At 69.6% G+C, this 20486-nt stretch carries 18 protein-coding genes and 1 pseudogene; 5 read left to right on the top strand and 14 right to left on the bottom strand.

The window, feature by feature from the left end; genetic code table 11:
* Positions 1 to 358 (top strand): annotated as a pseudogene (locus tag BST28156_RS16380) (transglycosylase SLT domain-containing protein); the annotation flags it as partial.
* A 13-nt stretch (positions 359 to 371) separates the two neighbouring features.
* Here BST28156_RS16380 and BST28156_RS16385 read toward each other — a convergent pair.
* Positions 372 to 701: a hypothetical protein gene (locus BST28156_RS16385; RefSeq protein ID WP_174902761.1), complete on the bottom strand. Its 330-nt coding sequence runs from the start codon at positions 699 to 701 to the stop codon at positions 372 to 374.
* 83 nt (positions 702 to 784) lie between these two features.
* Positions 785 to 1531, bottom strand: coding sequence for a MipA/OmpV family protein (locus BST28156_RS16390; RefSeq protein WP_174902811.1), 747 nt, complete (start codon positions 1529 to 1531; stop codon positions 785 to 787).
* Between the two features lie 245 nt (positions 1532 to 1776).
* On the opposite strand from BST28156_RS16390, the gene BST28156_RS16395 reads away from it, so the two are divergent.
* On the top strand, positions 1777 to 2502 hold the full coding sequence (locus BST28156_RS16395) for a response regulator (RefSeq protein WP_174902762.1): 726 nt from the start codon (positions 1777 to 1779) through the stop codon (positions 2500 to 2502).
* Entirely contained in the window at positions 2503 to 3870 is a 1368-nt protein-coding gene (locus BST28156_RS16400; protein ID WP_174902763.1) for an ATP-binding protein, read from the top strand.
* 41 nt (positions 3871 to 3911) lie between these two features.
* Here BST28156_RS16400 and BST28156_RS16405 read toward each other — a convergent pair whose 3' ends face one another.
* The 5 genes from BST28156_RS16405 to BST28156_RS16425 all read right to left on the bottom strand — a co-directional run bounded on the left by BST28156_RS16405 (position 3912) and on the right by BST28156_RS16425 (position 9699).
* Positions 3912 to 4964 carry a FecCD family ABC transporter permease gene (locus BST28156_RS16405; RefSeq protein ID WP_437341295.1) on the bottom strand — a complete coding sequence of 351 codons (1053 nt, stop codon included), beginning with the start codon at positions 4962 to 4964 and terminating at the stop codon, positions 3912 to 3914.
* A gap of 2 nt (positions 4965 to 4966) precedes the next feature.
* Complete coding sequence (locus BST28156_RS16410; protein WP_254596385.1) at positions 4967 to 6007, bottom strand: ABC transporter substrate-binding protein; 1041 nt, start codon at positions 6005 to 6007, stop codon at positions 4967 to 4969.
* Between the two features lie 5 nt (positions 6008 to 6012).
* Entirely contained in the window at positions 6013 to 6801 is a 789-nt protein-coding gene (locus tag BST28156_RS16415; RefSeq protein WP_374991863.1) for an ABC transporter ATP-binding protein, read from the bottom strand.
* Position 6802: 1 nt separating this feature from the next.
* Entirely contained in the window at positions 6803 to 8887 is a 2085-nt protein-coding gene (locus tag BST28156_RS16420) for a TonB-dependent receptor (RefSeq protein WP_254596386.1), read from the bottom strand.
* Positions 8888 to 9138: 251 nt separating this feature from the next.
* Positions 9139 to 9699, bottom strand: a complete 561-nt coding sequence (locus BST28156_RS16425) for an NlpC/P60 family protein (protein ID WP_174902766.1) — start codon at positions 9697 to 9699, stop codon at positions 9139 to 9141.
* A 580-nt stretch (positions 9700 to 10279) separates the two neighbouring features.
* Here BST28156_RS16425 and BST28156_RS16430 point away from each other — a divergent pair.
* The gene (locus BST28156_RS16430) at positions 10280 to 10987 is read left to right on the top strand and encodes an OmpA family protein (RefSeq protein WP_174902767.1); all 708 of its coding nucleotides are present in this window, start codon (positions 10280 to 10282) and stop codon (positions 10985 to 10987) included.
* Between the two features lie 126 nt (positions 10988 to 11113).
* Here the strand turns inward: BST28156_RS16430 and BST28156_RS16435 are convergent, their stop codons facing one another.
* The 7 genes from BST28156_RS16435 to BST28156_RS16465 form a co-directional block, all read right to left on the bottom strand.
* The gene (locus tag BST28156_RS16435) at positions 11114 to 12094 is read right to left on the bottom strand and encodes an NADPH:quinone oxidoreductase family protein (protein WP_174902768.1); all 981 of its coding nucleotides are present in this window, start codon (positions 12092 to 12094) and stop codon (positions 11114 to 11116) included.
* Positions 12095 to 12215: 121 nt separating this feature from the next.
* Positions 12216 to 14045: an acyl-CoA dehydrogenase gene (locus BST28156_RS16440; protein ID WP_174902769.1), complete on the bottom strand. Its 1830-nt coding sequence runs from the start codon at positions 14043 to 14045 to the stop codon at positions 12216 to 12218.
* Between the two features lie 302 nt (positions 14046 to 14347).
* Entirely contained in the window at positions 14348 to 15466 is a 1119-nt protein-coding gene (locus tag BST28156_RS16445) for a porin (protein ID WP_174902770.1), read from the bottom strand.
* 96 nt (positions 15467 to 15562) lie between these two features.
* Entirely contained in the window at positions 15563 to 16318 is a 756-nt protein-coding gene (locus BST28156_RS16450; protein ID WP_060241954.1) for a class II aldolase/adducin family protein, read from the bottom strand.
* 61 nt (positions 16319 to 16379) lie between these two features.
* Positions 16380 to 17723 carry an MFS transporter gene (locus tag BST28156_RS16455; RefSeq protein WP_174902771.1) on the bottom strand — a complete coding sequence of 448 codons (1344 nt, stop codon included), beginning with the start codon at positions 17721 to 17723 and terminating at the stop codon, positions 16380 to 16382.
* 111 nt (positions 17724 to 17834) lie between these two features.
* Positions 17835 to 18623: an SDR family oxidoreductase gene (locus tag BST28156_RS16460; RefSeq protein WP_174902772.1), complete on the bottom strand. Its 789-nt coding sequence runs from the start codon at positions 18621 to 18623 to the stop codon at positions 17835 to 17837.
* Between the two features lie 77 nt (positions 18624 to 18700).
* Positions 18701 to 19171, bottom strand: coding sequence for a 2,4'-dihydroxyacetophenone dioxygenase family protein (locus tag BST28156_RS16465; protein WP_174902773.1), 471 nt, complete (start codon positions 19169 to 19171; stop codon positions 18701 to 18703).
* Between the two features lie 263 nt (positions 19172 to 19434).
* Here BST28156_RS16465 and BST28156_RS16470 point away from each other — a divergent pair, with 263 nt between their 5' ends.
* On the top strand, positions 19435 to 20481 hold the full coding sequence (locus BST28156_RS16470; RefSeq protein WP_174902774.1) for an AraC family transcriptional regulator: 1047 nt from the start codon (positions 19435 to 19437) through the stop codon (positions 20479 to 20481).
* Positions 20482 to 20486 lie beyond the last annotated feature (5 nt).

Raw genomic sequence — 20486 nt, forward strand, 5'->3', positions numbered from 1 at the left:
CACGGCCGGCGCGACCGCGCAGGCCGGCACGGCGCCGCAGCAACCGGCCGCGACGGCGGCGGCGCCTGCGTCGAAGAAAGCCGCGGAGACGACCGCCAAAGCCGCGACGAATGCGGCAAGCAAGCGCGCGGCGTCGACCGACGCGCTCTGGTATCTGAACACGCCGTCGACATCGGGCGCCGCGTCGACGCCCCCCACCGCCGAAGCGGCCAATACGCCGAGCCCGGCGAACCTGCCCGCCACGTGGCCGACGGCCGTGACGTCCGCCACGCCGCCCGCCGCGACGACTCAGCCGCCGGCCGCGGCGAAATCGCCGTCGCGCGCCAGCGCGGACGCGCTCTGGTACATCTCGAAGTAACGCGCACGCGGCATCAGCCGCGCCACACCCTGCTCACCTTGCCGTCGCGAATGCCGAGATTGCGGCGCTCCCGACGGTAGTCCATCGTGCCCGGCAGCGACTTGCCGTCGCGTTCGAGCACGCGCCACAGGCAGCCGTCCAGCAGCGCGGTCGCCTCGGCCTCGGTCTTGCCGACCAGCGCGTCGTCCGGCGCGGCGTCGGCCTTGCACGTATGCGGCGCGTTGGTCTGGCCGGCATTGGCGGCCGCATTGCCCGCGTTCGTCTCGTTCGTGTTCATGTCCGCACATCCCGCAAACGTTGCGCATGCAACGACTGCAATCGCCATCGCGATCGTTCGCTTCATCGTCGATTTCTCCTTGTCAGGCCCGCTGCCGAGCCGCCTGCATGTTACCGCAGGCCGGCGCATCGACATCGGCCGCCGCTCGTTCAGAACCGGTAGCTGACGCCGGCCGCGCCGAAGCAGCTGCTGCGCGACTGCACGATCGGGCTGTCCCCGTAGCGGCCGAGCAGACGCGTGACGCCGGCCGTCGCGTGCATCGACCAGTGCTGCGACAGGCTCCAGTTCCACGCGACCGACATCGACGCGCTGTCGATCCCGCCGCCGGTCGAATACGGCCGGAACCGGCTCGCCGCCGCCTGCGCGTCGGTCACGCCGTAGAAGGTCTGCGTATAGCGTCCGGTGCCCGCATGCACGCTGCCCGTCACGACGACCTCGTGCTGTGCGCGCTTGAACACGGGCACCGCGAGATCGACGTGCCCCGACACGCCGCGCGACGTGTGCGTGACGGGCGTGTCGAGTGCGACGCTCAACGCGGCGCCGCCGAACAGCATCACGCCCGCACGCACGCCCACCAGCACCGAGCCCGGAATCCGCCCCATCCCCTTCAAGTAGTCTGAGCCCGGCAGGTCGAAGCGATTCTCGTCCGCGCGGCCGGGATCGTAGTTCACCGCGGCGGACACGAACACGCCGTGCGGCAGGTCGAGCCGATAGCCGGCGCCGTCCGGCGCGCCGATGAAAAACCCGTTGCCGAAGCGCGCCGAAAACGACGGCGCGACGATGCCGCGATACGGGTTGCTGCCCTGATAGCGCGGGGCGAAGCCGCCGTCGAGCGAGATCGTGTATTGGTTTTCCGCGTGAGCGGCGGCGGCGAGGGCCAGGCCGGCGAGCGGCATGCAATAGCGGTAGCGAGGAAGAGTTGGGCGCACGGTAGCGGATTCCGGATGAAGGAGCCCGGAGTCTAGGAGCCGGCGCACACTGAATCTGTCCCGAAACTGCGGGGAATCTGTGCTCAATTGTGTTCGATTGTCGGTGATTGTTGCGACGTGATCCCGCCTGTCGCGACCGCGGATAGAATGCCGGTGCCGCGCCGCATGCCAGCCGTCCGCGCATGCGGCGACGCGCGCATTCCGGGGAGACCATGAACGAAGATCCGCTCAAACACCACGTCCTGCTGATCGAGGACGACGACCGCCTCGCGCAGCTCGTCCGCGAATACCTGGACAGCTACGAATTCGCGGTGACGGTCGTGCGGCGCGGCGACCTGGCCGTCGCGGCGGTGCGCGAGCATCGCCCTGCGCTCGTGATACTCGACCTGATGCTGCCGAACCTCGACGGGATGGAAGTCTGCCGGCGCATCCGCGCGTTCACCAACGTGCCGGTGCTGATCCTGACCGCCCGCGCGGACGTCTACGACCAGATCGCCGGCCTCGAGACCGGCGCCGACGACTACGTGACGAAGCCGATCGAGCCGCGCGTGCTGGTCGCGCGCGCCCGCGCGCTGCTGCGCCGCGCGCAACCGGCCGACGTCGGCGCGCGCCCCGCCGCCCCCGAGGCGCTCGTGTTCGGCGAACTGACGATTTCGCCGCCGAACCGCACCGTCACGTGGCGCGGCCAGCCGGTCGACCTGAAGACGGCCGAGTTCAACCTGCTGCTGATCCTCGCGCGCGCGGCCGGCACCGTGCTGAGCCGCGACGACATCCTGAAGCAATTGCGCGGCATCGAATTCGACGGGCTCGACCGCTCGGTCGACTCCGGCATCTCGAAGCTGCGCCGCCGCTTCGAGGACGCGTCGTCGGAGCCGCACAAGATCAAGACGATCTGGGGCCGCGGCTATCTGTTCAGCCCCTCCGCATGGGACGAATAAATGCTGCGCCCGCTGATCCGGCTGTACCTCATCGTGATCGTGTTCGTCGCGGCATCGATCGTGTTCATCCAGCTTTCGTTCGACCGGATCTTCTACGAGCGCGGCGCGCAGGCGCAGCGCGATTCGCTGACGACCTATGCGTTCGTGCTGAACGATTACCTCGAACGCCATCCGGGCGCGCAGCGCACGCTGGCGCTGCGCGAACTCGCGCGACACGGCAACGAGGGCTTCCGCTTCATCTCGATGGCCGACGCGCGCGCGCAGCTGAGCGGCGCGCCGCTGCGCGACCTCGACAGCGGCAGGATCGCGATCAGCTACGACGGCAAGGATTACTACATGCCGCTCGCGGACGGTTCCGTGCTGTACGCGCATCCGGCCGAAGCGTTCGACCTCGACATCCGGATCTACGCGTACGGCGTGCTGGCGATCGCGACGCTGCTCGCGATCGTGCTGTGGACCCACCACCACTGGCGCGACCTGCGCAAGCTGCAGGCTGCCGCGCGCGCGTTCGGCGCAGGCGACCTGTCGACGCGCGTGCAGTTGTCGGGGCGCTCGAACATCGACGAACTGTCGCAGCAGTTCAACGACATGGCCGCGCGCATCGAGGCGTCGATCAAGCAGCAGCGCGAGATGATGCACGGCATTTCGCACGAGCTGAAGACGCCGCTCGCGCGGCTCGAATTCGGCCTCGCGCTGCTCGCGGACGCCGACGAGAGCGGCCGGATGCGCGAGCGCCGCGATGCGCTGCGGCGCGACGTGCGCGAGCTCGACGAACTGGTCACCGAGTTGCTGACGATCGGGCGGCTCGAACAGGGCGCCAGCGAACTGGCGCCGATGGAGATCGATGTCGACGCGCTGGTCGACAGCGTCGCCGGCAATGTCGCGAACGACGTCGCCGATCGCGGGATCCAGCTCGACGTGTCGACCGACGGCGCACCGGCGACCCACGTGTGCGACCCGAAGCTCGTCGCGCGCGCGCTGCTGAACCTGATCCGCAACGGCGCGCGCTATGCGTCGCGCACGGTGTGGCTCGCGGCCGCGCGCGATGCGTCGGGCGCGCTGGTGCTGAGCGTCGACGACGACGGCCCCGGCATTCCGGCCGCCGAGCGCGCGCGCGTGTTCGAGCCGTTCCAGCGGCTCGACTCGAGCCGCGACCGGCAGACCGGCGGCTTCGGCCTAGGGCTCGCGATCGTGCGACGCGTCGCCATCGTGCACGGCGGCGACGTGCGGCTCGAGGATTCGCCGCTCGGCGGCGCGCGCTTCGTGATCACGCTGCCCGCGCGGAGCCTGCCCGACGCCAGCGACGACGCGACGGCAAGCCCGGCGCATGCACGGGCCGGCGCCGCCCTCGCCGCACCGTTGCGATAAGGCTGCCCGTCACGCGCGCACCGGCATGCACGGCCCGCCGATCAGCGCCGGCGCAGCAGCGCGACGAAGAACAGGCTGCCGAACAGCGCGGTGACGATGCCGATCGGCAAATCCTCGGGCGCCGCGAGCGTGCGCGCGACCACGTCGGCCCAGACCAGCAGGATCGCGCCCGTCAGCGCGGCGACCGGCAGCAGGCTGCCATGCTCGGCCCCCACGACGCGGCGGCACAGATGCGGCGTCACGAGGCCGACGAAACCGATCGCGCCGCTCACCGCGACCATCGCGCCCGTCGCAAACGACGCGATCACGAACACTTCGCGGCGCATCCGCGCGCCGGGCACGCCGAGCGCGGCCGCCGCGACGTCGCCCGACATCAGTGCGTTCAGTTCGCGCCTGCGCGCATACAGTGCGGCGCCCGCCAGCACCGCGCACACGGCCGGCACCGGCAGCAGATCCCAGCGCGCGAGTCCGACGCCGCCGAGCATCCAGAACAGCACCGCCGCGGCCGCGCGCTGGTCGCCGAGATAAAGCAGCAGGTTGGCAACCGCGGCCATCATGAACGACACCGACACGCCCGCGAGCAGCAGCCGGTCCGATTCGAGCCGGCCGCGCCGGTACGCGAGCGCGACGACGCAGGCGGTCGCGGCGAGCGCGCCCGCGAACGCGGCGGCCGACAGCGTGAACGGTCCGAACGCCGCGCCCGACACGACCGTGACCGTCACCGCGCCGAGCATCGCGCCCGAACTCACGCCGAGCAGATGCGGGTCGGCCAGCCGGTTCGCGGTGGCCGCCTGCAATGCGACGCCGACCGCCGCCAGCGTCGCGCCGACGATCGCCGCGAGCAGCGCACGCGGCATCCGGATCAGCCAGACGATCGCATCGTCGCCTGCGCTCCACGCGAGCGCGAGCGGGCTGCCATGACCGAACGCGGCCGCGAGATGCGCGCCGACGATCCGCGCTGCGAGCGGCATCGCGATCGGCGCAGGGCCGAACGTCGCCGACACGACGATCGACGCGACCAGCAGCACGGCGAGCGCTGGCGCCGCCACGCGCGCGCGACGGCGCGACGCGGCCATCGCGATACCGGCACGCATACTCATTTCGACGGCCGCGCAAACGCGGCCGGATGCAGCGCGCGCGCCAGCGTCTCGACGGCCGCGACGTTCTCGGGGCCCGGCGTCGCCGCGTCGTACGGGATCACGACGAAGCGCCGGTCGCGGATCGCGGCAACGCGCGCGAGCGCGGGCTGGCTCAGCAGGAACTGCCGCTTCTGCGCGGCCGTCACAGCCGAGTAGTCGACGATCACGATCGCCTGCGGATCGCGCGCGACGACGCTTTCCCAGCTCACCTGCGTCCAGCTGCGCGGCACGTCGTCCATCACGTTGCGCGCGCCCGCGGCCGCCAGCAACGCGGTCGGCATCGCGAGCGCGCCGGCCGTCATCGGCTTGTCGGTGCCGCTGTCGTACACGAAGACGCGCAGCGGCGGCGTCGCAGGCCCGAGCGCGGCCGCGACGGCCGCGAGCCGCGCACGCATCGCGGCAACGACCTGCTCGCCGCGTGCGTCGACGCCGAAAATGCGCGCGAGATTGCGCAAGTCGCGGAACACGTCGTCGAACGATGCGGGCGGCCGCTTCATCACGTGCGCGCACGATTCGGTCAGCTCGTAGGTGCGGATGCCGAACGGCGCGAGCGTCGCCGGCGTCACCGGGCCGCCGACGTGCATCCCGTAGTTCCAGCCGGCCAGGTAGAAGTCCGCGCGCGCGGCGGCCAGCACCTCGAGCGACGGATACTGGCTCGCGAGTTCGGGCACGCCGGCCAGCGCCTTCTGCAGCCGCGCGGTGCCGGTCTTCCATGCGCCGATGCCCGTATAGCCGGCCAGGCGGTCCTTCAGCCCGAGCACGAGCATCATCTCGGTGAGGTTCACGTCGTTGCTGACCGCGCGCGTCGGCGCACGCTCGAAGGTCACGTCGCGATCGCAGCTGCGCACGGTGACGGGATAGGCGCCCGCGTGAACGGCCGCGCCGGCGAACGCGCCGGCGAACGCGACGGCAAACACGGCGGCAAACACGGCGGCAAGCAGTCGGCGAAACCGGCCGCGGGACGGGCGACGCAGACGAAACGAAACGGCAATCGGCATGGCGGTCATTCCGGATGAAGCGGCGTGATGCGTGGCCGGCCCGTGACCGGATGGCGATCGACGAGCGCGGCGACGCCGAACACGTCGCGCAGCAGCGCCTCGGTCAGCACGTCGGCCGGCGTGCCGGATGCGACGACCCGGCCGTGCGCGAGCACGTGGAGCCGGTCGCAATAGGCGGCCGCGAGGTTGAGATCGTGAATCGTCGCGAGCGTCGCGATGCCGATGCGTCGCACGCGCGCGAGCAGTTCGAGCTGATGGCGCAGGTCGAGGTGGTTGGTCGGTTCGTCGAGCAGCAGCAGTTCGGGCTGCTGAGCAAGCGCGCGCGCCAGCAGCGCGCGCTGCTTCTCGCCGCCCGACAGCGACGCGAACGGCTGCGCGCGGCGCTCGCGCAGCCCGACGTCGTGCAGCGCGGCTTCGACGATGCGGCGATCGTCGCGCGTCTCCGCATCGAGCGGCCGCTGGTGCGGCGTGCGCCCCATCGCGACCAGTTCGTCGACGGTCAGTCCGAAATCGTCCGGCGCTTCCTGCTGCAGCACCGCGATCCGCTGCGCGACCGCGCGCGGCCGCATCCGCCACACGTCGTGCGCGTCGAGCGTCACGCGGCCCGCGTCGGGACACGCATAGCGGAATATGCAGCGCAGCAGGCTCGTCTTGCCGCTGCCGTTCGGGCCGACGAGGCCGACGAATTCGCCGGCGGCCACCGCGAGCGTCACCGTGTCGAGCACCGTGACTGCGCCGCCCGGCGACCAGCTCACGCGCTCGACCTCGAGCTTCGGCGTCACGGACGGGCGCACGCTAGAAGCGCATCGTCGCGACGAGTTCCGCCGCGCGCGACGGACCGAGCAGCCATTGCTCGCCGCCGTTCGACGTCGTCACCGCGTACGTGCGGTTCGCGAGATTGCGCAGGTACAGCGCGAGCTCGGCGCGCGCGCTCGCCTGCCAGCGCAGCGACGCATCGAACACCGTGTACGACGGCACCTGCACGCGGTTCGCGTCGTCGCCATAGGTCGGACCGACGTAGCGCACGCCCGCGTTCGCCTGCCAGCGTTCGGCGAAGGCCCAGCCGAGCCACAGGTTCGCGGTCTGCTGCGGCACGTTCGACGGCACGTTGCCGGCGCGCGATACCGTCGTGCCGCCCGACGACTGGTTGAATTCGTCGTAACGCGCGCGCAGCAGCGCGACATTCGCATCGACCGTCCAGCCGTGCGGCAGCCGCGCGCCGCCGCTCAGCTCGATGCCGCGCGACGATTGCCGGCCGACCTGCCGGCGCAGCGCCGGATGCAGCGGGTCGGTGCTGAGCAGGTTGCGTTTCGTGATGTCGTACAGCGCGAGCGTCCAGTACGCGCGGCCGTCGAGCAGCGTCTGCTTGACGCCGGCCTCCCATTGCGCGCCCGTCGCGAGCCGGTAGTTCGCCTGCGACGCCGACAGCGTGACGAGCGAGCCGAGGCCTTCCGCGCCCGTCGTGTATTGCGCATACGCGGACAGCGTCGGCGCGATCTCGAAGACGAAGCCCGTGCGCCAGCCGACGTTCGCGAAACGCTTGTCGAAACCAGCGCCGGTCGCGGCCTGCTCGCGGCTGAACGCGATGTGGTCGTAGCGCAGGCCGCTCACCCACGCGAGACGCGGCAGGACTTCGAGACGGTTCTCCGCGAACACCGCGAGCTGGTTCGCGCGCGTGCCGAACTGCGGGACCGTCGGGTCCGGGCTGGCGAACGTGCCGAGATCGAAGCCGTGCGCATCGACGGTCGATTCGCCGCCGTACGGCGCGTTGTTGGTGCCGTCGAACGTGATCCGGTTGAACTCGGCGCCGACGACGAAGCGGTTCGCGCGGCCGGCCAGCGTGCCGTCGAAGCGCGCGGTCAGCCGGTCGCCGACCTGCCGCTGATGATGCGCGATGTCGAGATAGTCGCCGCGCGTGACGCGGCCGGTCGCGGTGTCGAGCGCGTAGCGCTCCGCATTGCGCCAGTGCCGGTTCGAGCTCAGGTAGTAGAACCGGTTGTCGAGCGTCACGCCGGCGGCGGGCCGGTAGGTGGCGGACAGCCGCGTCCACTGGTCGTAGTACGCGATCGTCGCGTCGCCGACGTTGTAGTTGAGCTTGCGCAGCGACGGATCGAGCGTGCCGTGCGGCGCCGGCACGCCGTAGTACGTCGCCGGCATCTGGCGGCCGTAGTCGTAGTCGAGCGTCAGCGTGAGACGCGGGCTCGCATCGAATTTCAGCGCGCCGCCGAGTGCAGTCGCATGCGTATCGGCTCGCTCGGCCAGCCCGTTCGCGCGCGCGTCGCTTGCATAGAAGCGATACGACAGCCGCGGACCGAGCGCGCCCGTCGTGTCGAAGCCGGCGCGCTTCGCGCCGTCGGCGCCGACGCCGAGCTGAAGCGTCGTCTCGCGCGCGCGTTGCGGCCGCTTCGGCACGACGTTCACGACGCCGCCGATCGCGCCCTCGCCGTACAGCACCGACGCCGGGCCGCGCAGCACCTCGATGCGATCGACCGACCACGTGTCGAACGGGAAGGTGATCGTGCCGGCCGCCGGGAACAGACGCACGCCGTCGAGCAGCGTCATCACCGATTCCTGCCCGTCGAATCCGCGCACGCTGAGCGCGGTGCCGCCGGTGCCGGGCGCGTAGGCGCTCGCGAAACCCGCGGTGCGCGTCACCGCGTCGCGTATCGTGCGGTCGCCGCGCGCGTCGATCGCCTCGGCCGTGACCGTCTCGACGCTCGCCGGCGTGTCGAGGCTCGCGAGCCCGAGCCGCGAGCCCGTTTCGAGCGGCTGCGTCAGCGAATCGGCGGGCGTGGCGCGGGCGGTGACGTTGATCGACGGCAGCGCATGACGGTCATCCTGCGCAACCGCTTCCGCGGCGAGCGCGCCGGAGCTCGCCATCGCACAGCCCAGCAAGGTCGCGCAGCCGTGCGCGGCGCGCGTGCGCCAGCCGCCTTCGTTCCGGCGCGGGCCGGCGTGCCGCCGTTCCGTCCGGGCCAGCATGGTGTTCGTCTTCATCGCGTCGTATCGATATGCGCAGGGTCGCGTCGCGCGCCGCACCGGCATCCGCGGCCCGCGACGAAAACGTCGGATGATATAACATATCGAATTGACGCGTCAGCAATTTGTCAGGTTCGGCGCGCGACCCTCTCTCACGGCGCCCGCCGCGCATACGCGAAAGTCGAGCACACGCGGCTCACCGAATGCGTCTCCGGCTTGCCCGACCACCAGTCGTTGTCGATCGTCCTGCCGTCGCCGATGGCAATCCCCACATGCCAGTGCGTGTTCGGACACGGCAGCAAGCCGTTGCGCCGCGGCCGCCAGAACACGACGTCGCCGGGCTTCAGGTCGTCCGCATCGTCGATCTTCCGCCAGCGCGACAGCGCCGCGTCGACCGACGTCACGGACGCGAGCTGGCCAATCGGGTGACAGGCCTCGCGGAAGATCGCGCTCACCGTGTACGCGCACGACAGCAGCCCCGGAAACGTCAGGCCCAGATAGCGTGCGCGCGTCGCCGGCGTCCAGCGCGCCATTCCGTAAAGCGAACCGTCCTGCTGCACGGCCGCGGGCGACGCGAGCGCGGCCTGCGTCAGACGCTGAGCAAGCGGCTGGCCGCATTGCATCGGCGCGGTTTGGCCGCTGGCTGCGCACGCAACCAGACCGAATGCGAGCGGCAGCGTCCATACGAGTGCTCGGATAAACGTGTTCGTCATCTGTCGAATTCCGGTGTCGGGGCCGTCGCTCGTTGCGGTCGGTTCGACCGAACGTGTGGGTTCCACGGCGACCATCCGATTGTCGCGAGCGGGTTGAAAGAAACGCGATCGCGACGGCGCAGCATAGCAAACGTCCGAAGCATCGCGAGTCCCATCCGTGCGCGTGCCGGTCGCCCGAGACCGATGCCGCGGCACGTGCGTTCGGATCCATTCTTCAGTACTCCATGCAACGGATCGTCGATTACTTCCTGTCCGCGTCTCAATCATCGGACGCCCTCCCTCATTGCGCCGGAAACACACCGCAAACGCCGAACGACCGGACTGTGCGACCCGCTGCGCGCCCGTTTCGTCGGCCGCCGTGCATTACGCGCCATTACCCCGCAGTGCGTCTCAACCTGCGCCGCACACCGCCATTCCGGTTGACGGCGCGCCCTTCGCTCCTACGCATCACCGGTGCACGCCGCGACGTTTGCTTACACACCGCAAAGGCTTTTCATCGAGCAAGCGGCTAGCCTTGGATGAGCGCGAAAGCACCTTCCCGCGCAATCCGTTCGTTATCCGATACGCTGGACGATCCATCATGAAACACGCCTCTACCCGTTACGATGCCGGCTCCCGGCGTCATCGCATCGCAACCGCCGTTGCCGGCTGCGGCCTGCTTGCCGCCGCGTGGTTCGCCGACATTGCGCCCGCGTCCGCGCAGGTGATGGTGCTGGCGCCGCCGGCGCCCGTCTATGAAGCGGCGCCGGCGCCCCGCATCGGCTATGCGTGGGAGCGTGGCTACTGGGGCTGGCAGTACGGCCGCTACGTCTGGGTGCCCGGCCACTGGAGCGCGGTCGAACGACGCGTCGCAATGCCGCCGCCCGCCGCTCCGGTCGCGCAGGTGATGCGGCTATCGGCCGACGCGCTGTTCGCGTTCGACCGCGGCGATCTCGCCGACATCCTGCCGGGCGGACGCGCGGACATCCGCGAAATCGCGGCGAGACTGAGCGCCACCCGTTTCGGACGCATCGAGGTGCGCGGCTACACCGACCGGCTCGGCTCCGCCGCATACAACCAGCAACTGTCCCAGCGTCGCGCGAATGCGGTGAAGGCGCTGCTCGTCGAGCACGGCATCCCGGCCGACCGCATCGACGCGCGCGGATTCGGCGAACAGGATCCGATCACGCACTGCGCCGACACGATGTCGCACGACAGGCTCGTCGCCTGCCTGCAGCCGGATCGCCGCGTCGAGATCGTGAGCTTTGCGCGCGGCGACGCGCGCGATACGATGCCGTCGCCGCCGTGATGCATCAAAGCCCGGTCGCGTGCGTCGGGCATCCGTGAAAGGCCCGCGTCGTCATCCAGGCGCGCCGAGCGGCTCGGCGCGGCGCATGCCGACGCGCCCGGCGTTCGGCCGCGCGACGAAACCGTATCAGGCGTCCGGCAGGATCACCACCTTGCCCTTGATCTGCCGGCTCGCCATCCGCGCGATCGCGTCCGCCGCGCCCGCGAGCGGTACGCGCTCGGTAATCGCGGGACGCACCTTGCCGGATGCGAACCATGCCGCGAGCTGGCGCAGGTTCGCGGCATGCTGCGCAGGGTCGCGACGCATCGCGTCGCCCCAGAACACGCCGAGGATGTCGCGCTCCCTGAGCAGCGCCAGGTTAAGCGCGATCTTCGGGATCTCGCCGGCGGCAAAGCCGACCACGAGGAACCGGCCGCGCCACGCGGTCGCCCGCAGCGCCGCTTCGCTGTACGCGCCGCCGACCGGATCGTAGACGACGTCCGCACCGCGCCCGCCGGTCAGTTCGTCCACGCGGCGGCGCAAGTCCTCGGTCGCGTAGTCGATCGTCTCCTCGGCGCCCGCCGCGCGGCACAGCGCGAGCTTGTCGGCACTCGACGCAGCCGCGATGACGCGCGCGCCCAGCGCTTTCGCGATCTCGATCGCGGCAAGCCCGACGCCGCCCGCCGCGCCGAGCACGAGCAGCGTCTCGCCCGCCTGCAGTCTCGCGCGCTGCTGCAACGCGTGCAGCGACGTGCCGTACGCGAGCACCAGCGCCGCGCCCTGCTCGAACGTCATGCCGGGCGGCAGCGCGGCGACCTGATGCAGGTCGGCCACGCACTGCTCGGCGAAACCGCCGTGGCCGGTAAACGCGACCACCGCGTCGCCGGGCTTCCACGCGGTCACGCCGGCGCCGACCGCGTCGATCACGCCGGCGAGCTCGGCGCCGGGCGAGAACGGCAGCGCCGGCTTCACCTGATACAGCCCCTGGACGATCAGCGCGTCGGGGAAATTGAGCGACGCCGCCTTCACGCGAATCCGCACCTGACCGGCGGCCGGCTCGGGCGCCGCCACGTCGTCGATGCGCAAACTGTCGATCGGGCCGAATGCGGTACACAACAGGGCTTTCATGCTGACACTCTCCTTGCGCGGCGTGACCGGGCATCCGTACGACTCGCGGGACGATCCCGCACGTTCCGTTCATGAAACCTGCGCGCCCGCTCAATCGAGCGGGCCGGCGCGCGACCGATGCTCAGAACCACGCGTCGCGCATGTCGAGCGTCGTCGTGTCGACGCTTGCGAGCAGATCGAGCTGCGCATCCACCTTCGGCAGTTCCCAGCGGAAGAAATAACGGGCGGCGGCGCGCTTGCCTTCATGGAAGTCGTCGCTTTCACCTTGCGCGGCCAGCGCGACGTCGAGCCACAGCCACGCAACGACGACGTGCCCGAACGCCTCCAGATAGACGCTCGCATTCGCCAGCCGCAGTTGCGGATCGCCGATCGCGCCCAGCTGGCGCGTGACGTCGAGCAGCCTCGTCCAGCGCCGCGCGAGCGCATCGGCCTGCGCCGCAGCGTCGCCATGCGCGCGTCGCGCACGCTCGACGGTCGACGCGACACGTGCATCGAGCGCGTGCAGCGCGGCGCCCTCGTCCTGCCCGACCTTGCGGCCCAGCAGGTCGAGCGCCTGGATCCCGTGCGTGCCTTCGTGAATCGGGTTCAGACGATTGTCGCGATAGAGCCGCTCGACCGCATAGTCGCGCGTGTAGCCGTAGCCGCCGTGCACCTGGATCGCGAGATCGTTCGCGGCAAGACACCACTGCGACGGCCAGCTCTTCGCGATCGGCGTCAGGATGTCGAGCAGGCGCGTCGCGTCGGCGCGCGCGTGCGCATCCTCGTGCGCGCGCGCTTCGTCGACGAGCCGCGCGCAGTACAGGACCAGCGCCAGCCCGCCTTCGACGTAAGCCTTCTGCGCGAGCAGCATGCGCCGCACATCCGGGTGCGCGACGATCGGCGCCTGCGGCGCGGCGGCATCCTTGCCGGCCGGCCCGAGCGGCCGCCCTTGCGGCCGGTTGCGCGCATAGTCGAGCGCATGCAGGTAGCCCGTGTAGCCGAGCGCCACCGCACCCGCGCCGACGCCGATGCGCGCTTCGTTCATCATGTGGAACATGTACGCGAGACCGTGATTCGGCTCGCCGACCCGATAACCGATCGCTCCCGCGCGTCCGCCGGGACGATGGCGCGTGCCTTCGCCGAAGTTCAGCAGGCAGTTGGTAGTGCCGCGATAGCCCATCTTGTGGTTCAGTCCGGCGAGCACGACGTCGTTGTGTTCGCCGCGCGTGCCCGCATCGGCGCCCGGCAGGTATTTCGGCACGATGAACAGCGAGATGCCGCGCGTGCCGGGCGGCAGCCGGCCGTGTTCGTCGGGGATCTTCGCGAGCACCAGGTGGACGATGTTTTCCGCCAGTTCGTGCTCGCCGCCGGAAATCCACATCTTGTTGCCGGTGAGCCGGTAGCGCGGGCCGAGCGGCGATTCGCCGTCGAAATCGGCGCGCGTCGCGATGTCGGACAGCGACGAACCCGCCTGCGGTTCCGACAGGCACATCGTGCCGAGGAACCGCCCTTCCAGTTCGGGGCGGGCGAATGCGTCGACCTGCGCGGGGCTGCCGTGCGCGACCAGCAGGTTCGCGTTGGCGACGGTCAGGAACGGATAGGCCGCCGTCGCGATGTTCGCGGCCTGGAAGAACAGGAACGACGCCGCCTCGATCAGCTTCGGCAGGCGCATGCCGCCGAGCGCCTCGTCGTGCCCGGCCGCGATCAGGCCGGCGTCCGCGAACGCGCGCACCGCGGGTTCGACTTCCGGGATCAGCGTCACGCGTTCGCCGTCGAATCGCGGCTCCTCGCGATCGCCGCGCGCCGCATGTGGCGCGAACAGATCGGCGGCGATCCGCTCGCTGGTATCGAGCACCGCATCGAAGGTCTCGCGACTGTGCTCCGCATAGCGCGGCAGCGCGACGAGCGTCTGCGCATCGAGCCAGTCGTACAGCAGGAACGCGAGATCGCGTCGCGACATCAACAGGCTCATCGCGTCGCCTCCTGCATCGCCCGGCATTGCTCATCACGTGCGCGGCGCGCCAGCGCGCCGCGCCTTCCCGATGCATGCTTCATCGCGTCCGTCTCCTGTCGATCGGCGTCCGGCATTCGCGCGCGAATGCCGCGCCCGCTTCCCCGCCGCTCGGTCGGACCGAACGACAGCGGCCGCGCCGCGGCGCAGCCGCGTCGAGACCTCGGAGACAGGCCGGCGATCGCGCGAGCCGATCGGCAATTTAGCACGACCGTTCGCGAACAACAACGCCCACGCGCACGGCGGATGACGCGGGGCCCGCCTCAGAATCGATGCATGATGCCGACGCCGGCGAGCACCTGCGTCGCGCCCGGCGCACTGACGCTCACGCCCGACCAGCTCGCGGTCGAACTGCCGTTGTTCTTGATCCAGCCGGCGCGCGCATAGACGCTGGTGCGCTTGGACAGCAGATGGTCGACGCCGAGCTGGGCCGCGATCGCGTTGTCGTGCGCGCCGCGCACCTTGCGCTGGACGAGCGCGAACTCGATCGTATCCGTCACCGTCGGCGAGATCGTCGCGCCGACCTCGGCGACGCTGTACGGATGTGCGCTGCCGAGCTGCGCGGTCAACGATCCGGGCGACGCGTCGTCGGGCCGGTTGTACGTGTAATTGAGCTGCAGGTTCACGATGCCCCACCGATACGCGAGCGCCGCGCCGAAATACTGCGCGCCCGGCACGTCGAGCGCCGCCGGCAGGCCCGGGAACGACAGCGTGCCCGAACGCTGGTTGCCGTAGCCGACGCCCGCATACAAGCCGTGCCCGGCATACGACAGCGTCACGCCGAGCTCGTTGCCGACCGTGCGCCGCAGCGGCTGCGCGACGGTCGACGCGAACGCGTACATCGCCCGCAACCGCCAGCCGCCGACGACCGGCGACTGATACAGGATCGAGTTGTCGGCGCGGCCGGTATCGTATTGCGTCGCGAGCGTGAGGCGATCGATCGCGGCCATGTTGCCGGAGTACGGCGACGTCGCGTCGTTCAGCCCGAACGGATCGGCCGGATACACGAGGTAGAAGCCGGGACCGTATTGCCGGCCGAACGACAGCGTCCCGTAGCGATCGTCCTGCAGGCCGATCCACGACTGACGAACGAACATCGCGGTGCTGTCGAGGTACAACGAGCCGTTGTTCAGATTGAAGCCGTTCTCGAGCACGAATCGCACGCGCAGGCCGCCGCCCAGATCCTCGCTGCCGCTCAGCCCGAACACCGACGTCGACGCGCCGCCGCTGCGCTGCGAAAACGCATGCGCGCCGCCGTTGCCGAGATACTGGATGAACGCGTCGGTGATGCCGTACAGCGTGACCGACGAATCGGCCGCGACGGCCGAACCCGATGCGAGCGCAAACGCGGCGCCGCAAACGCCAAGCATGGTCGAGCGCATTCCTGTCTCCTTTCTTGTCTTGTCTGTATCGACCGGACCCGGTCGTCCGGTCGCTGCCGCTGCTGCCGTTGCCACCCTGTGTCGCGCGCCGTCGGGTCAGGTCGCGTAGCCGGGGTTCCTGCGCTCGAGCCGGCGCAGCAAGCCGGGCCACACGAGTTGCTCGGGGCCCATGTTGCGTGTCGTGATGCGCGACTGCCGCGCGATGCCGTCGAGAATCGGCTGCGGAATCATGCGCAGCGCGCCGCCGGCCTGCGCGCGCACCTGGATCGCGCAGGCCGCTTCGGCGAAATACATCCGCACGAACGCCGCGGCCGCGCTGGCGCCGACCGTCAGCAGTCCGTGGTTGCGCAGCATCAGCGTGTCGCGGTCGCCGAGATCGCGGACGAGTCGCGGCTTTTCCTCGGGCTCGACCGCGATGCCCTCGTAGTCGTGATACCCGAGCGAGCGCAGCACCAGCAGCGCCTGCTGCGAGATCGGCAGCAGCCCGTCGGACTGCGCGGACACCGCGACGCCGTTCAGCGAATGCGTGTGCATCACGCAGCACACGTCTTCCCGCGCCGCGTGGATCGCACTGTGGATCGTGAAGCCCGCCGGATTGATGTCGTAGGTCGACGGCGCGAGCTTGTTGCCGTCGAGATCGATCTTGACCAGCGACGACGCCGTGATCTCGTCGAACATCATTCCGTACGGGTTGATCAGGAATTCATGCGTGCCCGGAATCCGCATCGAGATATGCGTGTACACCAGGTCGTCCCATCCGTACAAGGCCGTCAGGCGATACGCGGCAGCCAGGTCGACGCGCGCCTGCCATTCGCCGGCCGTCATGTCGCGCTTGATATCGGAGTCGTTCATGTCGCTTCCTCTGGAATGAAATAACGGGCGGCACGATTGCCGTGCCAAATACGCACTGCATTCATCGGCCCGTCGCGCGACGCTCGCCGGCCGGCAGCGCAGCGCGCATGCCGAACCCGACGGCCACCGCCGCGATCAGCAGCAACAGCGCCATCGCGTCGATCGCGGGCGCCAGGCTGCCGGTGCGGGTCTTGACCAGTCCGATCAGCGCAGGGCTCGCGCCGGAAACGCTCGCCAGCGAATTGACGAACGCGATGCCGGCCGCCGTGCGGCCTCGCGTGAAATAGCGCGTCGCCATCGCCCAGAAGATCGGCGTCGACGACACCAGCGCGGAGCCGCCGAACGCGAGCGCGGCGATCGTCCACGGCAGGCTGTGCTGGACCGAGCGGCCCAGCGCGAGAAACCCGAGCGCGGCCGCGACGAACGCGAACGCCCAGTGCAGGCGCTGCTCGTTGCGCAGATCGGAATGCCGGCCGTAGAGAATCATCGCGGCGATGCCGAACACGTTCGGAATCACCGTATAGAGGCCGATCGCGCGCGGATCGTCGACGCCGAGCTCGCGAATCAGCGTCGGCACCCAGAACGCGAGGAAATAGCCGGTGCAGCCGTTGACGAAGATGCCGAACGCGAGCAGATACGTGCGCGCATCGCCGATCACGCGCATCAGCGAACGACGCTCGTGCGCGTCGCCGGGCTCCGCGAGCGCGGCGCGAATCAGGTCCTTCTCGGCGGCGTCGAGCCACGTCGCGTGATCGGGCCGGTCGGGCAGCAGCACGAACACGAGCCCCGCGGCCAGCATCGTCGGCAGCCCCTCGATTACGAACATCCATTGCCAGCCTTCCAGCCCGCCCGCCTCGTGCAGCGACTTCAGGATCACGCCCGACACGGGGCCGGTGACGAAACCGGCCGCGACGCTCGCCATCATGATCAGCGCGATTGCGCGCGCCCGGCGATTCGACGGGAACCAGTACGTGAGGTACAGCACGATGCCCGGAAAGAAACCGGCCTCGAAGACGCCGAGCAGAAAGCGCATCGCATAGAACTCGGCCGGCGTGCGCACCAGCATCGTGCCGGCCGACGCCGCGCCCCACAGCAGCATGATCCGGAACAGCGTCGCGCGCGCGCCGATGCGTTGCAGCAACAGGTTGCTCGGCACCTCGAACAATGCATAGCCGACGAAGAACATCGTCGCGCCGATGCCGTAGGCCGCATCGCTGAAGCCGAGCGACGTCTTCATCTGAAGCTGCGCGAAGCCGACGTTCGAGCGATCGACGAAACTGAACAGATAGCAGACGAACAGAAACGGAATGAGACGCCGCGTGACTTTCGCGTATAACGCGTCGAGCCGCGGCGGCGCCGCGAGCGTCATCCCGGCGTCGACCTGTTTGCTGGCAGTGGAGGACATGGGAATCCTTGACAGATGCTGCGGGCGCCCGCCTGTCGGGAAGACGCCCGCGATACGTTGAAGCGGCCGGCGCCGCTCATGCCCGCGCCGCCACGCGCGTTGCGTCGGCATTCACGCCGGACACAGCCCGCCGTCGACCACCAGCTCGGACGCCGTCACGAAGCGGCTCTCGTCCGACGCGAGATAAAGCGCCGCATAGGCCACGTCGTCCGGCTCGCCGAGCCGTCCCATCGGGATGTTGCGCGTCAGCGCGCGCGTCGCCGCTTCGTCGCCCAACTGCGCGAAGACCGGCGCAACGATGCCGGTGCGCACATACGCGGGATGGATCGAGTTGCAGCGCACGTCGAGACGGTTGCGCGTGCAATCGATCGCGATCGATTTCGTCAGCATCGCCACCGCGGCCTTCGACGTGTTGTACGCGATCAGGTCCGGGTCCACCCGGAACGCTGCCACCGACGAGATATTGACGATCGACGCGGGCTGCGCGTCGCGCAGGTACGGCAGCGCGTGCTTGCAGCCGAGCATGATGCTGTCGACGTTGATCTCCATCACGCGCCGCCATTCGGCCTGCTCGATCTGCGCCAGGCCGCCGCGCGAGCCGACGCCCGCATTGTTCACGAGCACCGACACGCCGCCCATCGCGTCGGCGGCCTCGCCGAGCAGCGTTTGCCAGCGCGCTTCGTCGCGCACGTCCTGGACGGCGCTCCACGCAACCTGCTCGCCGTGCGCCGCATTGATTTCGTCCGTGAGCCGTGCGAGCGCCGACGGCTCGCCGATATCGGTCAGGAACACCTTCGCGCCCTGCTCGGCCATGCGGCGCGCAATCGCGCCGCCGAGCCCGCCGGCCGCGCCGGTGATGTATGCACGCTTTCCTGCCAGACGAAGAACATGGGATTTCATATCGGTCGATTCGAGTGAGAATGGTCAGTCGGACGTCCCGGCCGGGACGTGTGCGGAACGATTTGCCGCGCGCGCGTTCATCCGCCGAACGCGGTGATGTCCTTCGGCGTGATGCGGTGTTTTTCGCAATGGGCCAGGTAGCGCTGCATCGCGGACTTCCAGTTCTCGATCGACAGGATCCGGTCGTTCTCGTCGAGGTAGACCAGTTCGCCCTGCACGATGTTGAGCGTGACGATTTCGTCGCCGGGCAATGCCTGCGGCGTGTGGCTCGACGCGGCGGTCTCGAATACCAGACTGCCGGGGCCGGCCACCCAATCGTGCTCGACATATTTCCAGCGCCCCTTCAGCGTGTAGACGATCACCGTTCCGGTGTGGTGATGCTTCGGCAGCTGGCCGCGTCCGGGCGACTTCATCAGCACGATGATTTCGCCGCGCGTCGGGTCGAGCTTGAAGTATTTCAGCAGCACGTCGGGCAGCTTGTCCGACATCGGCACCCACGGAATCGACGCATCGTCGATGCATTCGGTCGCCACGTTTTCGTAGAACATTCGTCGTCTCCTTCGAAGGCGCGTCGTCGCAATTGCGAGGCGAATGCGCGACGCGCGCGGTGTCTGCATGACGAAGCAGCCGGCGCTCGCGTCGCTGCGTATCGATGCAGCAGGCCGGATGCCTGTCGTCCACCGGGGCCGATGGTTCGTGCGCCCGGTCCGCCTATGATGGTCAACCCCGGTTGTCCTGCCCTTGTTCGAATGGGACACTACGTTGTCGAATCAGGACAGCGCGTTTGCGCGCAAACACCGGGAGCCACGTCGTGCGAACACCCCTCTACCACTTGCCGGGCCATTACTACTCGGGGCTTGCGCAGATCGTCGTCGAACACCTGCCGGATCTTCGCGATTTCACCGCGCGCTCGGGACTCGACATGCGGATGCTTCGCGATCCGAACGGCACGCTCACGCTCGCGCAGCTCGACTGCCTGATCGAGACGGCCAGCGACGTCAGCGGCTGCGCGCATCTCGGCCTGCGACTCGGCCAGCAGGCACGGCTGACCGGACACGGCCCGCTCGGCTACGCGCTGCTCAGCAGCAGCACGCTCGATGAACTGGTGCGGCTCGCCGCGCGCTATTACCACCTGATCCTGCCGATCGTGACGATGCGCTACGCACGACGCGCGGGCTGCGCGGAAATCACGTTCACGCCGACCGTCGCGATGCGCGACCGCACGCTGCAGTACTTCGTCGAAGCGCTGGCCGCAGCGTTCCAGGTCCAGATCGACGGCATCGTCGGCGCGGACAACGACGATTACGACATTCACCTGTCGACGGACGAACCCGCCGACGTCCATCGCTATCTGGGGCGTCGCCTCGCGCGCTATCGCTTCGGCAGCCGCGGGACGCCGGGCGTGACCGTGATGCTCGCCGCGTCGCTGCTCGACCGGCCGCTGCCGATGGCGAACCGGCTCGCGAAGGAGCGTGCGGAGGCGCAGTGCGAAGCGCGCTCGCGCACGCCGGCCGACGCGGACGACGTGGTGGCGCTGATCGAAATGATGCTCACGCAGAGCCAGGATTTCCGCTTGACGCGCGAGGACGTCGCGGCGGCCATGAACGTGACCGTGCGCACGCTCAATCGTTATCTCGGCAAGCAGGGGCAGACGTTTCGCGACGTGTGCCAGCGCACGCGCTTCGCCTACGCATGCCGGCTGCTCGACGAGCGCAGGCTGACCGTCACGCAGATCGCGGCCAAGGTCGGATTCAGCGACGTCGCCAATTTCAGCCGGAGCTTTCGCGAATACATCGGCGTGTATCCGACACGCTATGCGGCGATGCCCGCGGAATCGCCGCGGCTCGACCCCGCGTAAGCAGG

The organism is Burkholderia pseudomultivorans (assembly GCF_902499075.1).
GTDB classification, from domain to species: domain Bacteria; phylum Pseudomonadota; class Gammaproteobacteria; order Burkholderiales; family Burkholderiaceae; genus Burkholderia; species Burkholderia pseudomultivorans.

Excerpts from the sequence above, each read along its gene's own strand:
- BST28156_RS16390 (WP_174902811.1), bottom strand. The coding sequence starts at position 1,531 with ATGCCGCTCGCCGGCCTGGCCCTCGCCGCCGCCGCTCACGCGGAAAAC.
- BST28156_RS16410 (WP_254596385.1), bottom strand. The coding sequence starts at position 6,007 with ATGCCGATTGCCGTTTCGTTTCGTCTGCGTCGCCCGTCCCGCGGCCGG.
- BST28156_RS16450 (WP_060241954.1), bottom strand. The coding sequence starts at position 16,318 with ATGAACGACTCCGATATCAAGCGCGACATGACGGCCGGCGAATGGCAG.
- BST28156_RS16435 (WP_174902768.1), bottom strand. The coding sequence starts at position 12,094 with ATGAAAGCCCTGTTGTGTACCGCATTCGGCCCGATCGACAGTTTGCGC.
- BST28156_RS16440 (WP_174902769.1), bottom strand. The coding sequence starts at position 14,045 with ATGAGCCTGTTGATGTCGCGACGCGATCTCGCGTTCCTGCTGTACGAC.
- BST28156_RS16425 (WP_174902766.1), bottom strand. The coding sequence starts at position 9,699 with ATGACGAACACGTTTATCCGAGCACTCGTATGGACGCTGCCGCTCGCA.
- BST28156_RS16460 (WP_174902772.1), bottom strand. The coding sequence starts at position 18,623 with ATGAAATCCCATGTTCTTCGTCTGGCAGGAAAGCGTGCATACATCACC.
- BST28156_RS16395 (WP_174902762.1), top strand. The coding sequence starts at position 1,777 with ATGAACGAAGATCCGCTCAAACACCACGTCCTGCTGATCGAGGACGAC.
- BST28156_RS16455 (WP_174902771.1), bottom strand. The coding sequence starts at position 17,723 with ATGTCCTCCACTGCCAGCAAACAGGTCGACGCCGGGATGACGCTCGCG.
- BST28156_RS16385 (WP_174902761.1), bottom strand. The coding sequence starts at position 701 with ATGAAGCGAACGATCGCGATGGCGATTGCAGTCGTTGCATGCGCAACG.
- BST28156_RS16400 (WP_174902763.1), top strand. The coding sequence starts at position 2,503 with ATGCTGCGCCCGCTGATCCGGCTGTACCTCATCGTGATCGTGTTCGTC.
- BST28156_RS16430 (WP_174902767.1), top strand. The coding sequence starts at position 10,280 with ATGAAACACGCCTCTACCCGTTACGATGCCGGCTCCCGGCGTCATCGC.
- BST28156_RS16420 (WP_254596386.1), bottom strand. The coding sequence starts at position 8,887 with ATGGCGAGCTCCGGCGCGCTCGCCGCGGAAGCGGTTGCGCAGGATGAC.
- BST28156_RS16445 (WP_174902770.1), bottom strand. The coding sequence starts at position 15,466 with ATGCGCTCGACCATGCTTGGCGTTTGCGGCGCCGCGTTTGCGCTCGCA.
- BST28156_RS16405 (WP_437341295.1), bottom strand. The coding sequence starts at position 4,964 with ATGCGTGCCGGTATCGCGATGGCCGCGTCGCGCCGTCGCGCGCGCGTG.
- BST28156_RS16465 (WP_174902773.1), bottom strand. The coding sequence starts at position 19,171 with ATGTTCTACGAAAACGTGGCGACCGAATGCATCGACGATGCGTCGATT.